Genomic DNA, 13,387 nt, shown 5'->3' on the forward strand with positions numbered 1-13,387 from the left:
CGGCAGCGCACGCACCAGGAGAGGACCCCATGCCCCGCACCGTCTTCGCCGCCCTCGGCACGTACGTCCCCGATCGCGTGGTGACGAACGAGGACCTCACGAAGGTGATGGACACCTCGGACGCCTGGATCCAGGAGCGCACCGGGATCCGCGAGCGGCGCTGGGTCCGCGAGGGGACGGAGAACTCGGATCTCGCGCTCGAGGCGTCGCGACGGGCGCTCGCGAAGGCCGGGTGGGAGCCGAAGGACGTCGAGGCGATCGTCTACGCGTCCCTCTCGTCGGATCACATGTTCCCGGGCGACGGCTGCGCCCTCAACGCGAAGCTCGGGATCCCGGGCGTCCCCGCCCTCGACGTCCGCAACCAGTGCTCGGGCTTCCTCTACGGCCTCGCCGTGGCCGACGCCTGGATCCGGACCGGGATGTACCGGCGGGTGCTGCTCGTCGGCTCGGAGATCCACTCCACCGGCCTCGACGTCTCGACGCGCGGCCGCGACGTGGCGGTCATCTTCGGCGACGGCGCGGGGGCGGCGCTCCTCGAGGCGACGGAGGAGCCCGGGCGCGGCGTCCTCTCCTGCCACCTTCATGCCGACGGCCGGTTCGTGAAGGACCTCTCCACCGACGCGCCGGGCTCGAAGTACCACCCGCGGGTGCAGCCCCGGATGCTCGAGGACGGGAGCATCTACCCGCACATGGAGGGCCAGAAGGTGTTCAAGCACGCCATCGTCCGGATGCCCGAGGTGATCCGGGAGGCGCTCGCGAAGAACGGCCTCGAGGCGAAGGACCTGAAGCTGCTCGTCCCGCACCAGGCCAACCTCCGGATCAGCCAGATGGTCCAGCGCGCCCTCGGGCTGCGGGACGACCAGGTCTTCAACAACATCCAGAAGTACGGCAACACCACCGCCGCCTCGATCCCGCTCGCGCTCGAGGAGGCGATCGAGGCGCGCGGCGTCCAGCGCGGGGACCTGGTGGGGCTCGCCGCTTTCGGGGCCGGCTTTACTTGGGCGAGCGCCCTGGTACGCTGGTAATCGCTTGATCTCAATCAGCGGGCGAGGGGCCCGCTCGTGTCGCAACGCGCCGGGGGGAGCGCACGCCTTTTTCTTTCCGAAGGCAGGTCGCCCCGTGTCTCGCAACGCTACTGAGGCGTCGTCTAATGGCAGGACCGCGGACTTTGGATCCGCTCATGAAGGTTCGAATCCTTCCGCCTCAGCCACCCCCACGCCGCCGCCGCGGGCGGCGAGTCATCGCGCGGCGGTGAAGATCCTGCAGCGGCCGGCGCAGGTGGCGGTGGTCGGCCTCGGGGACCTCCCGCCGGGCGTCCTCGCCGGGATGAGGCACGCCATCGCGGAGGCGCTCGGCGTGGCGGCGCGCGGAGGGCCGGCGCTCGATCGGCCGCTCTACGCGTACAACGCGGCGCGGGGGCAGTACCACACGCCGGCCATCCTCCGGCGGCTCGCGTCGCTCCGGGCGGGCGCGGGCGGCGCGCCCGTCGTCGGGATCACCGCGGTGGACCTCTTCCTCCCCGAGACGCGCTACGTGCTCGGCGACGCCGACCGCGACGCGGGGGCCGCGGTGATCTCGATCTGCCGCCTCGCCGCCGCGGACCCGGAGGCGCTCGGCCGTCGCGCCCGGGTCGAGGCGATCCACGCGGCGGGGCAGCTCCTCGGGCTCTCGCATTGCGGCGACCACCGCTGCGCCATGTACCTCGCCGAGGAGGCGGTCGATTGCGATCGCAAGGGACCGGGGCTGTGCGGGTCGTGCCGGGCGGCGCTCGGGTTGCCCTGAGGCGCGCGCCTGGCGGGTGACGCGCCGGCGCGCGGGAGGCCCGCGCCGTGGGGGGACGCCATGAACCTGTGCCAGCGACGGCAGACGAGCTGCGGCGCGTGCTGCGGGCTCTACAACCGCGAGGACCTCTCTCGCGAGAGCGTCCGGGCCGAGCTCGAGCGGCGGACGCTCGCGCTGGCCCGCGTGCCGCGCACGCCCGAGGCGTTCCGGGTGGCGGCGCGCACCCTCGCCGCCGACGGACCGGCGCCGCTCTTCCCGTCGGTCCGGATCTGCCCGCTCCTCGGGTTCCTCGACGCGGGCGGCGAGCGGGTGGGGTGCCTCGGGCACCCGAAGGCGACCGGGGGCGCCGATCTGCGCGACTGCGGCGCCTACGACGTCCTGACCTGCGACGCGTTCCTCTGCCCGAGCCACGCCTGGCTCACCGAGGAGGAGGCGGAGATCGCCGCGACGGCGACCGGCGACTTCCACCTCTACGGCCTCGTGATCACCGACGTCCCGTTCCTGCGCGCCGCCCTGGATGGCGTGGCGGCGCGCACCGGCGCGCGCGTGCTCCTCCGGCACCTCGCGCACCCGCCGTTCCGCGCCGCGCTGGAGCGCCTCCTCGCGCTCAAGGAGGAGCTCGCGCCCGGCTCCGACGGGCTCTTCGGCGCGTTCCGGCCGGGGCGGGACGGCGAGCCGGTGCCGCGGCGGATCGACTACGACGCGCTCGGGCGCCCGGCCTCGCCGCACGACGAGATCCTCACCTGCGTGGGCGCGGATCCGCGCTCGGGGAACGACCTCGACACGCTCGAGTCCGAGGTTCGGGAGCGGCTCGACGCGTGCGCGCGCGCCTTCCCGACCGGCGGGACGACGCGGCGGTGACGGCGCCGCTGGCTTTCGTCGGGGCGAACGCCTGGGGCGGGGCGCACCGCGCGGCGGCCGGGAGGGGCGCCGACGACGACCGCGAACGCTACGGCTCGCGGCGAGGGGCGGCGGGGACCGCCGGGACCGCGGAGGCCTGGTCGGCGCCGGCGCGCGCGGAGTGATCGGAGAGCCCCCGCGCGACGATCTCGGCCACGTCGAGGACCCGGAGCTTCTCCTCGCGCCCGGTCTCGTTCACGGCGTCCTTCATCATCGTCAGGCAGAAGGGGCACCCCGTCGCCACCACGCCGCCCGCGTCGCCGAGGGTGGCGGCCGCCTCGGCGACGCGCGCCTGGTTCACGCGCGAGCCGAGCTTCTCCTCCAGCCAGAACCGGCCGCCCCCGGCGCCGCAGCAGAAGCCCTGGCGGCGGTTCCGCGGCATCTCGCGCACCGACACGCCCGCGGCGGCGAGCGCCTCGCGCGGCGCCTCGGTGATCCCGTTCCAGCGGGCGAGGTAACACGGATCGTGGAAGGTCACCTCGCCGAGCCCGGCCGCCGCGGTCGGGCGGAGCCGGCCCTCGCGCACGAGGCGCGCGATGAGCTCGGCGTGGTGGACGACCTCGTAGCGGCCGCCGAACTGGGGGAGCTCGTTGGCGAGGGTGTTCAGGCAGTGCGGGCACTGGACCAGGATCTTCTTCACGCCGTGGCCGTTCAGCGTCTCGACGAGGGCGGTCGCCTGCATCTGGAAGAGGTACTCGTTCCCGAGCCGGCGCGCGGCGTCGCCGGTGCAGGTCTCCTCCTCGCCGAGGATCGCGAACGAGACCTTCGCCTCGCGCAGGATCGAGACGATGGCGCGCGAGACCTTCCGCTGCCGGTCGTCGAAGGCCCCGGCGCAGCCCACGAAGAAGAGCCACTCGAACGGCTCGCCCGAGGCGGCGCGCGGGACGTCCAGGTCCTCGCACCACTCGGCGCGCTTGTTCGAGCCGATGCCCCACGGGTTGCCCTGGGTCTCGATCCCCCGGAACACGCGCTGCGCCTCGTCGGGGAAGGTCGCGTCCACCTGGACCGCCTGGCGGCGCATGTCCACGAGGCGCGGGATGTTCTCGATGAGCACCGGGCAGCCGGTCTCGCACCAGCCGCACGTGGTGCAGGCCCAGAAGGTCTCCGGCGGGACCACCGACGCGATCGGCGGGAGCGCCGCGAGGGCGGCGTCCCGCGCCGCCGGGTCCTTCGCGCGCGCCAGGGCGGTGAGCGGGGTCGCCACCTCGGCGAGGTGGTGGCGGATCGCGCGGTTCACCTCCTTGTGGCTGAGCGGCTTCCCGGTGACATAGGTCGGGCAGTGGGTCTGGCAGCGGCCGCACTCGGTGCAGCTGTAGACGTCCCAGGCCTCCTTCCAGGAGAGGTCCTTCACGGTGGCGGTGCCGAAGCGCGCGTCCTCGGCCTCGAGCTCGAGCTTCTGGAGCGCGCCGGTGGGCGGGAGCCGCGTGAAGAAGACGTTCGGGAGGGCGGTGATGATGTGGAAGTGCTTCCCGTAGGGGAGGACGTTCCCGAAGACGAGGATCAGGGCGAGGTGCAGCCAGAAGGCGGCCGCGCCGATCGCGAAGACGGCGCCGGGGGAGAAGCCGGCGGCGTAGAAGGCGTAGGCGGCGAGGGAGCCGGCCGGCGCGCTCCACTCGAGGACGGGCCGGACGAAGTCGGCGCGCCCCGTCGCAATCTGGGCACGGAGCGTGTCGTGGAACACGATGCCGGACGCGTCCCAGGCCATGTCGGTGACCATCAGGCCCGCGATGAAGAGGAGGATCACCACCCCCTCGGGCGAGCGCGTCAGCCGGTCCGGCCTGGTCACGAGCCGCCGCCACAGGAAGCCGGCGACGCCGACCAGCGCGCCGAGCACCACCAGGTCCTTCGCGAACAGGTAGGCGCGGCCGAGCGCCGACTCGGGCGCGAGGAGCGGGAGGTGGAAGCCCGCCGAGAACCCCATCCCGAAGAGCGTGATGGTCCGGAGCGCCAGGACGAGGAACGCCACGAAGATGAGGACGTGGAGCAGGCCGGGGCCGCGCTCCTCCGGATCGACGAGGCGCCGCTGGCCGAGGCCGAAGCGGAGCAAGGCGCGGAGCCGCTCTCCGGCGCGGTCGAGCCGGTCCTCGCGGCGGAGCGCGAGGAGCGGGGCGATGCGGCGGGTCATCGTGAAGGCGAAGACGAGCGCAGCGACCAGGAGCATGCCGGCGGTGAGGGCAGGGCTCATACCGACGACGCTAGCCTCGTCCTTGCTAAGACAGCAAGTTCATCCCCATGGGGGGCAGGCGAACGAACGCCGGCCCGGCGCTTGCGGCGGCGAGCGAAGGGCGGCCGCACCCGCACCAAAAGAAAAGGGCCGCCCGGAGGCGGCCCTCGATGATGCGGTGCTGACCTGGAGCGCTAGCGGTCGGCGCGGCCGTTTCCACGTCCGTTGCCGTTGCCCCGGCCCTGCTGCGGCTCGCTCCGCTGCCCCGGCCGCTCGGCGCGGCCGTTCCCGCGGCCGTTGCCGGGCGCCGGGCCCGTCACGGGCGTCGCGGCGTGAACCGGTGACGGCTGGGCCGGACCCGGCTGCGAGACCGGAGCCGGCTGGGACGCCGCCGCTCTGCCTGGGAAGTCGCCCGGCCGGGCGGAGCGGTCGTCGCGAACCGGCGTCGCGGCGGGCACCCGCCCGCGATCATCCTGACGCCCCTGGTTCGGGCGGCGATCGTCGAAACGGGCGCGGTCGTCCTGGCGATCCTGCCCCTGGTTCGGGCGGCGGTCGTCGAAGCGAGCGCGGTCGTCCTGACGCTCCTGCCCAGGGCGGCGGTCGTCGAAGCGAGCGCGGTCGTCCTGGCGATCCTGCCCCTGGTTCGGGCGGCGGTCGTCGAAGCGGGCGCGGTCGTCCTGGCGATCCTGCCCGGGGCGACGATCGTCGAAGCGAGCTCGGTCGTTCTGGCGGTCCTGCCCGGCGCGACGGTCGTCGAAGCGTGCGCGGTCGTCCTGGCGGTCCTGCCCGGGGCGACGATCGTCGAAGCGAACGCGGTCGTCCTGGCGATCCTGCCCGGGGCGACGATCGTCGAAGCGAGCGCGGTCGTCCTGGCGATCCTGCCCGGCGCGACGGTCGTCGAAGCGAACGCGGTCGTCCTGGCGCTCCTGCCCGGGGCGACGGTCGTCGAAGCGTGCCCGATCGTCCTGGCGATCCCAGCCTGGACGTCGATCATCGTAGCGACCGCGATCGTCGCGGCCGAGCTGACCGGGGGGCACGCCACCGTGACCCGGCGGGACGCTCCCGTGGCCGGGCGCGTCGACCCAGCGACCGCGCTCGTCGCGCGCCGGCGGATAGCTCGGGTACGGGGCCGGAGCGGGCGCCGGCGTCACCACCGGAGAGGGTCGCGGGGAGGGCTGCGGGATGGGCCGAGGGGAAGCGACCGGATACGGCGCAGGCCGCGGCGCGGGCCGCGGCGGCAGGCGCACGGGCGCGGGGCGCGGGGCAGGCGCGGGCCAGTAGCTCACCGGAGGTGGACGGTTCGCCCGGTACGGGCCCTGGTAGACGTAGCCCTCGCCACGGCGCCAGGTCCACTCCCGCCCGGCCGGCGGGTAGTAGTCGTGGACGTGCGGGCCGCGGAGGTAGCACCACCCGCCGCGAGGGAGCGGATGCCCCGCGTAGTAGGTGAACTGCCACGGGCCACGGTACGAGTAGTAGCCGTCCTCCTGCACGTAGAGCTGCGGCTGGTCCGGGTAGTAGTCGTGCTGGTGCCCGCCTTGCTCGTAGCACCAGCCGCCGCCGCGGCCGTCGGGGATGAAGTGCGGGCCGGCGTACCAGATCTCCACCGGCGCGGCCTCCGGCGCCGGTGGGACGTAGCTCGTGCTCGTCGCCTCGTAGCGGGCGGGCACGACCACGCAGCCCGTCGCGACCAGCAGGGTCGGGGCGAGCAGGACGAGTCGCTTCATGCGGTGGCTCCTTCGAGATGGGGACGCACGCGAGGAGACGGAGCGGCCGCGCGCGGGATTCAGCGCGGGCATGTTAGCAGCGGGCGTGCCGCGTTCCACCCAGCGGAAATCCAATGGGTTGCCGCCGCGCGTCACGGTGACGGTGTGCCGCCATGGCACGGAGCACCGCGCAAATGGGCGCGAGCCGGCGGGGAGCTCGTACCGCGCGTCGTCGGGAGCCCGAGCCGCACGCGCGGTATGCGGGTGTGCTTGCGGAGCACACCGAGGCGACTGGCTCATGAGTCGTGCGGAGCAGTACTAGTGCAACGTACGGCGGGGTGCGAGGCCGAGCCGCGACCTGGTGTAGCGGCGGAGGATCGTCCGGTACTCGTCCGCCGGGCGTGCGCCGGCGACGAGCCACTCGTCGGCGATGACGAGGGCGGGCGCGCCGCGGATCCCGCGGTCGATCGCCTCGTCCACGGACTCGCGAACCCTGCGCGCCGTCGCCGGCGCGACGAGCGCGCCGCTGAAGTGGGCGAGGTCGAGGCCGGCGCGCTCGGCGAGCTCGAGGAGGACGTCGGTCCGCGAGACGTTGAGGCCGCGGAAGAGGGCGGCCTCGCGGATCGCGGCGCGGAGGGCGGCCTCGTGGCTCTTCCCCTGGAGGCGGGCGGCCGCGAGGGCGTTGAGCGCCGGGAGCGAGGTGAGCGGCGGATCGCGCGAGAGCCAGAGATCCGGGACCGTGCCGGCCGCCTCCGGCTCCTTGGCGGCCTTGCGCGCGGACCGGGCGAGCTCCCGCAGCTCGCCCCGCGACATGGCGCGGTCGTCGTCCACCCGCGTCGGGAATGACGCGAGCGTCAAGGCGAAGCCGCCGGCGAGATCGTCCATCGCGGCGCGGACCCGCCGCTCGGCGACGAGGCACCAGGGCGAGAGCGGATCCTCGTAGAGGACGAGCGGGATGGGCTCGGTGTGGCGGGTCCGGGGCACGGTCGGCCGCGGATTCTACTTGCGGCACCCGATCGGGAGAAGCGGCGGACGGACGCCTGCTCGTCAGGCGCGCAGGTCACTCATGGTGCGAGCGGGCGGTCCGTGGGGACGACCGGCGCCGTCAGCGCACCAGGTGGCCGCCGGCGTAGCCGGAGTGGCGGGCGTGTGCGTACTCCACCGCGTGCTGCACGTAGGCGGTGGCGATGTCCTTCCCGGTCGCGGCCTCGAGCCCCTCGAACCCCGGGGAGGAGTTCACCTCCATGATCATCGGCCCGGTGCGCGCCTCGAGCATGTCCACGCCGGCGACCTCGAGCCCCATCACCCGCGCCGCCTTGACGGCGGTCTCGGAGTACTCCCGGTCGAGGTCGAGCGGCTCGGCGACGCCGCCGCGGTGGATGTTCGAGCGGAACTCCCCGGCGCGTGCGGTGCGCCGCATGGCGGCCACCACGCGGTCACCGACCACCAGCGCCCGCACGTCCTTCCCGCGCGACTCGGCGACGAGCTCCTGGAGGAGGATCTCCTGCCCGAGGGTCCACAGCGTGTCGAGCAGCCCCTCGACCTCCTTGCGCGTGTTCGCGATCATCACGCCGACCCCCTGGGTGCCCTGGAGCAGCTTGATGATGCAGGGGAGGCCCCCCACCAGCTCCACCGCCTCCGGCACCTCCTCGCGGTAGCGGCACATCACGGTCCGCGGGATGTCGATGCCGAAGCGGGAGAGGAACTGGAGGGCGCGGAGCTTGTCGCGCGAGCGGGCGATGGGGATCGCGTTGTTCAGGACCGGCACGCCCATGAGGTCGAGCTGGTTCACCACCGACAGGCCGTACCCGGTGATCGACGCGCCGATGCGCGGGATGGCGACGTGGACGTCGGTCGCGAGGATCTCCCCGCCGCGGTAGAGGAGCCGGGGGCGATCCCGGCCGAGGACCATGTTGCAGCGGAGGGTGTCGAGCACGCGCGGCGCGTGGCCGAGCGCCCACGCCGCCTCGACGAGCCGCCGGGTCGAGTAGAGCTTCTCGTTGCGGGAGAGGATGATGACGCCGAGCCCCTCCTGCGCGGCGGGCGCGTGGGCCGATGCGCGGCGGGTGCGAGCGGGGCTCTTCTTGCCGGGCGGCATGGGGTGGCGAAGGTTAGCGGCCCCTCGCCTGGGCCGCAACGCGGGCGCGCCGGCCGCAAGGGTTCGTTGATCGGGGGCCCCCCGGCTGCTAGAACCCTTGTCTTTCCGAGGCAAAAGACCCGTGGACTACAAAAGCACCGTTCACCTCCCGAAGACCGGGTTCGCCATGAAGGCGAACCTCCCGCAGCGCGAGCCCGAGATCCTGCGTCAGTGGGAAGAGCAAGCGATCTTCCAGCGGCTCGTCGCCCTGAACGCCGGCCGCCCCGGCGCGCGGCGCTTCGTGCTCCACGACGGCCCGCCGTACGCCAACGGCGACATCCACATCGGCCACGCCCTCAACAAGGTCCTGAAGGACATCATCGTGAAGTACCGCAACCTCGCCGGCGAGGTCGCGGACTACATCCCGGGCTGGGACTGCCACGGCCTCCCCATCGAGCTGAAGGTCGACAAGGAGCTCGGGCCGAAGAAGCGGGAGATGGACCGGCCGGCGATCATCGAGGCGTGCCGGAAGTACGCGCAGCGCTGGATCGACAAGCAGCGCACGTCCTTCGTGCGGCTCGGCGTCTTCGGCCGGTGGGCGACGCCCTACGAGACGATGTCCCGCGGCTACGAGGCCGAGATCGTCCGGTGCTTCGCGCGGGCGGCGGAGAAGGGCTTCCTCTACCGCGGGAAGAAGCCGGTCTACTGGTGCATCACCGACCGGACCGCGCTCGCCGAGGCCGAGGTCGAGTACGAGGACCACACCTCGCCCTCGATCCTCGTCGCGTTCGACCTCGTCTCGCCGCTCCCCTCGCCGAAGCTCGCGGGCCGCAAGGCGCGCCTCGTCATCTGGACGACGACGCCCTGGACCCTCCCCGCGAACCTCGCCATCGCGGCGCACCCGGACTTCACCTACGTCGCCTACGACCTCGCCGGCACCGTCCTCGTGGTCGCGAAGGACCTGCTCGTCCCGTTCCTCGCCGAGGTCGCGCCGGGCGAGCTCGCGGTGGGCGACGTCCCCGCGGCGCACTCGCCCGAGGCGCACGAGGCGGCGACCGGCGGCGGCGGCACCGTCCTCGCCGAGCGGCTCGCCCACCCGGAGCGGGTGCTCGCGTCGTTCGAGGGGAAGGCGCTCGAGGGGCTCCGCTACCGCCACCCGTTCATGGATCGCGAGGGGCCGGTCATCCTCGGCGAGCACGTGACGCTCGAGGCCGGCACCGGCCTCGTCCACACCGCGACCGGGCACGGGCAGGAGGACTACGCGGTCGGCCTCCGCTACCACCTCCCCATCGTGAACCCGGTGGACGGCGCCGGGCGGTTCACCGCCGAGGCCGGCAAGTACGTGGGGCGGAAGATCTTCGAGGCGAACCCCGAGATCGTGAAGGACCTCCACGCGTCCGGGCACCTCCTCTCGGATCCGAAGGCGACCCTCCGGCACAGCTACCCGCACTGCTGGCGCTGCCACAACCCGGTGGTGTTCCGGGCGACGGACCAGTGGTTCCTCTCCCTCGACCACGCCGACCTGCGGAAGACCACCCTCGCCGAGATCGACCGGGTCCGGTGGATCCCGCACTGGGGCCGCGAGCGCATCCACAACATGATCGAGAACCGCCCGGACTGGTGCCTCTCGCGCCAGCGGACCTGGGGGGTCCCGATCCCGGTCTTCTACTGCGAGCAGTGCAACGAGCCGCTCCTCTCGCAGGCGGTGATGGACCGGGTCGCCTCCGCCTTCGAGGCGGAGGGGATCGAGGCCTGGTACCGGCGGGAGCCGAAGGAGTTCATCAAGGACGAGAAGTGCGCCTGCGGCGGGACCACGTTCCGCCGGGAGCAGGACATCCTCGACGTGTGGTTTGACTCGGGCGTGTCCTGGGCGGCGGTCGTCGAGAAGGAGGGGCTCGGGGTCCCGGTGGACCTCTACCTCGAGGGCTCCGACCAGCACCGCGGCTGGTTCCACTCGTCGCTCCTCACCTCGGTCACCCTCCGCGGCGGCGCGCCCTACCGGGCGGTGCTCACCCACGGCTTCGTCCTCGACGGGCAGGGCCGGGCGATGTCGAAGAGCATCGGGAACACCGTCGCGCCTGAGGAGGTCATCAAGAAGTACGGCGCGGACATCCTCCGGCTGTGGGTGTCGGCGGTGGACTACCGCGACGACGTGCGGATCGGCGACGAGATCCTCGCCGGCCTCGCCGAGGGCTACCGCAAGATCCGCAACACCATCCGCTGGGCGCTCGGCGCGCTCGACGGCTTCGACCCGGCGAAGGACGCGGTGCCGGTGGACGAGCTCCTCCCCATCGACCGGTGGGCCCTCGCGCGGCTCGTCGCCTGGGACGAGAAGGTGACGAAGGCGTACGAGGACTACGAGTTCCACGTCGCCTACCACGCGACCATGGAGTTCTGCGCGGTCGAGCTCTCGGCCCTCTACTTCGACGTGATCAAGGACCGGCTGTACACCTGGAAGGAGAGCGGGAAGGCCCGCCGCTCCGCCCAGACCGTCCTGCACGCGATCGCCGAGGACCTCGTCCGCCTCCTCGCGCCGATCCTCTCCTTCACCTCGAGCGAGGCCTGGGGCTTCCTCCCCGGCCGCTCCGCCGAGAGCGTCTTCCTCGCCGGCCTCCCGCGGCGCGAGAAGCCCGCGGACGCCGCGACGCTCGAGGAGCGCTACGGGAAGCTCTTCGAGGTGCGGGCGGTCGTGCAGGGGAAGCTCGAGGAGGCCCGCCGGGCGAAGCTCATCGGCGCGCCGCTCGAGGCGGCGGTCACCGTGCACGCGGAGGGCGAGCAGCGGCGGCTCCTCGAGGAGGCGCGGGCGGAGCTGCCCTCGCTCTTCATCGTCTCGAAGGTGACCCTCGCCGACGGGCCGCTCGCCGTGGAGGTCGTGCCGGCGGGCGGCGTGAAGTGCGAGCGCTGCTGGATCTACCGGGACGACGTCGGCCAGGACCCGCGCCACCCGACCATCTGCGCGAAGTGCGCGGACGCCCTCTCATGATGAAGCCGCTCTCGAAGTGGAGGCTCCTCGGCCTCCTGTTCGCGCTCTGCCTCGTCGCCGACCAGTGGACCAAGTTCCTGGCGGTCGAGCGGCTCACGGTCGTGTTCGACCGCGGCGGCGACCATGGGCTCCTCGAGAAGGTCCGCGGGTTCTACGCGTACCGGCACCTCGAGCCGCTCGCGACCGAGCCGTACTACGTGGTCCGGCCGCTGTGGCGGATGAACTACGTCGAGAACCCCGGCGCCGCGTGGGGGATGTTCCGCACCCTGCCGCCGGAGATCCGGAACGGCTTCTTCACGCTCGTCTCCCTCGGGGCCGTCGGGTTCATCCTCTACTACTACCGGCGGCTCCGGCAGGATCAGCGCTTCCTCCAGGTCGCGCTCGCGTTCGTCCTCGCCGGCGCGGTGGGGAACTTCGTGGACCGGCTCGCCCGCCGGTACGTGATCGACTTCATCGAGTGGTACTGGTGGAACCGGACCGACATCCGCTGGCCCACCTTCAACATCGCCGACTCGCTCATCGTGGTGGGCGTCGCGATGCTCGTGCTCCACCCCGGCGCGAAGAAGGAGCCGCTCCCCGTCGCGGGCGAGGGGCGCGCGCCCTCCCGGGCCTGACCGCGGGGGCCGTCCGCCATGCTGCCCGTCCTGTTCCGTGTCGTGATCCCCGCGGGCTGGGGGACCCCGGTCGCGATCCTCGCTGCCCTCGCGATCGTCGTCGTCCGCCTCGTCGCCGCGGTCCGCGCGGCCGCCCGCGAGGGCGAGCGGCTCCCGGCCGTCCGGGCGATCAAGGGCGAGCTCCTCTTCGCCGCGGTGCTGGCCGCGATCGTCGCCGCCCTCCGGCGGTCCGGCGTCCTCGCGGGCGAGCTGGTCCTGCCGGTCCACTCCTACGGCCTCCTCATCGCCACCGGGTTCCTCGCCGGGGTCTGGCTCGCGCAGCGCGAGGCGCGGCGGCGCGGCCAGGACGCGGAGCGGATCGGCGACCTCGCCTTCTGGATCCTCGTCTCCGCGCTGGTGGGGAGCCGCGTCTACTTCATCCTGGTGAACTGGGGCGACTACTTCGGCCCCGGCTTCCTCGCCGACACCGCGCTCGGCCGGATCCCCCGGGTCCTCGCCATCTGGGAGGGCGGGCTCGTGTTCTACGGCGGCTTCATCGGGGCCGCCCTCACCGCCTGGCTCTACATGCGGCGCCACGGCATGCCGTTCCTCGCCTACGCCGACACGATCATCCCGTCGGTCGCGATCGGTCACTTCTTCGGGCGGCTCGGCTGCTTCTGCGCGGGCTGCTGCTGGGGCGGCGTCGCGTCCGAGCACCTCCCGTGGGCGGCGCGTTTCCCGCCCCAGTCGCTCGCGTACCAGACGTTCGCCGCCCGCGCGAACCCCGGCGCGTTCCTCGCCGCCGACGGCGCGACCACGCTGCCGCTCCACCCTACCCAGCTCTACGAGTCGCTCGGCGAGCTCGGCCTCTTCCTCCTCCTCGCCTTCGTGGTGCGCCCCCGGAAGCGGTTCCACGGCCAGGTCCTCGCGAGCTGGCTCCTCCTCTACGCGGTGCTGCGCTGGACGGTGGAGGTGTTCCGCGGCGACGTGGAGCGCGGGGTGTACCTCGGGCTCGGCGCGGGCCAGTGGACCTCGCTCGTGATCTTCGGGGTGGGCGCGGCGCTCTGGGCCTTGGCGCGCCGGCGCCCGGCGGTGGCGCGCGCGGCTGGGGCGATGTAGGCGCGGCGCGCGCCGGGCGCGCGCGGTCGCCGAGCGTTGATCGCCGGCCGTCGGCGCCGATACACT

The 13,387-nt window shown here is 73.3% G+C and carries 10 protein-coding genes and 1 tRNA gene; 7 read left to right on the top strand and 4 right to left on the bottom strand.

Annotation, left to right across the window (positions count from 1 at the left end):
- Nucleotides 1–29 precede the first annotated feature (29 nt).
- The 4 genes from MNZ27_RS03545 (at nt 30) to MNZ27_RS03560 (ending at nt 2,643) form a co-directional block, all read left to right on the top strand.
- Nucleotides 30–1,025, top strand: coding sequence for a 3-oxoacyl-ACP synthase III family protein (locus tag MNZ27_RS03545; protein ID WP_242392655.1), 996 nt, complete (start codon nt 30–32; stop codon nt 1,023–1,025).
- 111 nt (nt 1,026–1,136) lie between these two features.
- A tRNA-Gln gene (locus MNZ27_RS03550) sits at nt 1,137–1,210 on the top strand.
- 41 nt (nt 1,211–1,251) lie between these two features.
- Nucleotides 1,252–1,782: a peptidase M54 gene (locus tag MNZ27_RS03555; protein WP_242392656.1), complete on the top strand. Its 531-nt coding sequence runs from the start codon at nt 1,252–1,254 to the stop codon at nt 1,780–1,782.
- A gap of 60 nt (nt 1,783–1,842) precedes the next feature.
- A complete protein-coding gene (locus tag MNZ27_RS03560) occupies nt 1,843–2,643 on the top strand; it encodes a hypothetical protein (protein WP_242392657.1) in 801 nt (266 codons plus the stop codon).
- 88 nt (nt 2,644–2,731) lie between these two features.
- Here MNZ27_RS03560 and MNZ27_RS03565 read toward each other — a convergent pair whose 3' ends face one another.
- The 4 genes from MNZ27_RS03565 to MNZ27_RS03580 form a co-directional block, all read right to left on the bottom strand.
- Nucleotides 2,732–4,867, bottom strand: a complete 2,136-nt coding sequence (locus MNZ27_RS03565; protein ID WP_242392658.1) for a (Fe-S)-binding protein — start codon at nt 4,865–4,867, stop codon at nt 2,732–2,734.
- Between the two features lie 173 nt (nt 4,868–5,040).
- The gene (locus tag MNZ27_RS03570; RefSeq protein ID WP_242392703.1) at nt 5,041–6,570 is read right to left on the bottom strand and encodes a hypothetical protein; all 1,530 of its coding nucleotides are present in this window, start codon (nt 6,568–6,570) and stop codon (nt 5,041–5,043) included.
- Nucleotides 6,571–6,867: 297 nt separating this feature from the next.
- Nucleotides 6,868–7,533 carry a DsbA family oxidoreductase gene (locus MNZ27_RS03575; protein WP_242392659.1) on the bottom strand — a complete coding sequence of 222 codons (666 nt, stop codon included), beginning with the start codon at nt 7,531–7,533 and terminating at the stop codon, nt 6,868–6,870.
- A gap of 121 nt (nt 7,534–7,654) precedes the next feature.
- Complete coding sequence (locus tag MNZ27_RS03580; protein ID WP_242392660.1) at nt 7,655–8,647, bottom strand: RimK family alpha-L-glutamate ligase; 993 nt, start codon at nt 8,645–8,647, stop codon at nt 7,655–7,657.
- Between the two features lie 121 nt (nt 8,648–8,768).
- Here MNZ27_RS03580 and MNZ27_RS03585 point away from each other — a divergent pair, with 121 nt between their 5' ends.
- Genes MNZ27_RS03585 through lgt form a run of 3 tightly spaced genes read left to right on the top strand, consistent with a single transcriptional unit; the run spans nt 8,769 to nt 13,321 of the window.
- Complete coding sequence (locus tag MNZ27_RS03585) at nt 8,769–11,609, top strand: isoleucine--tRNA ligase (RefSeq protein ID WP_242392661.1); 2,841 nt, start codon at nt 8,769–8,771, stop codon at nt 11,607–11,609.
- Nucleotides 11,606–12,223 carry a signal peptidase II gene (gene lspA / locus MNZ27_RS03590; RefSeq protein ID WP_408629675.1) on the top strand — a complete coding sequence of 206 codons (618 nt, stop codon included), beginning with the start codon at nt 11,606–11,608 and terminating at the stop codon, nt 12,221–12,223. The genes MNZ27_RS03585 and lspA overlap by 4 nt, the downstream gene beginning before the upstream one ends.
- A gap of 18 nt (nt 12,224–12,241) precedes the next feature.
- A complete protein-coding gene (gene lgt / locus MNZ27_RS03595) occupies nt 12,242–13,321 on the top strand; it encodes a prolipoprotein diacylglyceryl transferase (RefSeq protein ID WP_242392663.1) in 1,080 nt (359 codons plus the stop codon).
- Nucleotides 13,322–13,387: the final 66 nt, after the last annotated feature.

It is taken from the genome of Anaeromyxobacter oryzisoli (assembly GCF_022690765.1).
GTDB classification, from domain to species: domain Bacteria; phylum Myxococcota; class Myxococcia; order Myxococcales; family Anaeromyxobacteraceae; genus Anaeromyxobacter; species Anaeromyxobacter oryzisoli.

Coding starts and splice junctions, on each gene's coding strand:
- MNZ27_RS03545 (WP_242392655.1), top strand. CDS start 30: ATGCCCCGCACCGTCTTCGCCGCCCTCGGCACGTACGTCCCCGATCGC.
- MNZ27_RS03560 (WP_242392657.1), top strand. CDS start 1,843: ATGAACCTGTGCCAGCGACGGCAGACGAGCTGCGGCGCGTGCTGCGGG.
- MNZ27_RS03565 (WP_242392658.1), bottom strand. CDS start 4,867: ATGAGCCCTGCCCTCACCGCCGGCATGCTCCTGGTCGCTGCGCTCGTC.
- MNZ27_RS03570 (WP_242392703.1), bottom strand. CDS start 6,570: ATGAAGCGACTCGTCCTGCTCGCCCCGACCCTGCTGGTCGCGACGGGC.
- MNZ27_RS03580 (WP_242392660.1), bottom strand. CDS start 8,647: ATGCCGCCCGGCAAGAAGAGCCCCGCTCGCACCCGCCGCGCATCGGCC.
- lspA (WP_408629675.1), top strand. CDS start 11,606: ATGATGAAGCCGCTCTCGAAGTGGAGGCTCCTCGGCCTCCTGTTCGCG.
- lgt (WP_242392663.1), top strand. CDS start 12,242: ATGCTGCCCGTCCTGTTCCGTGTCGTGATCCCCGCGGGCTGGGGGACC.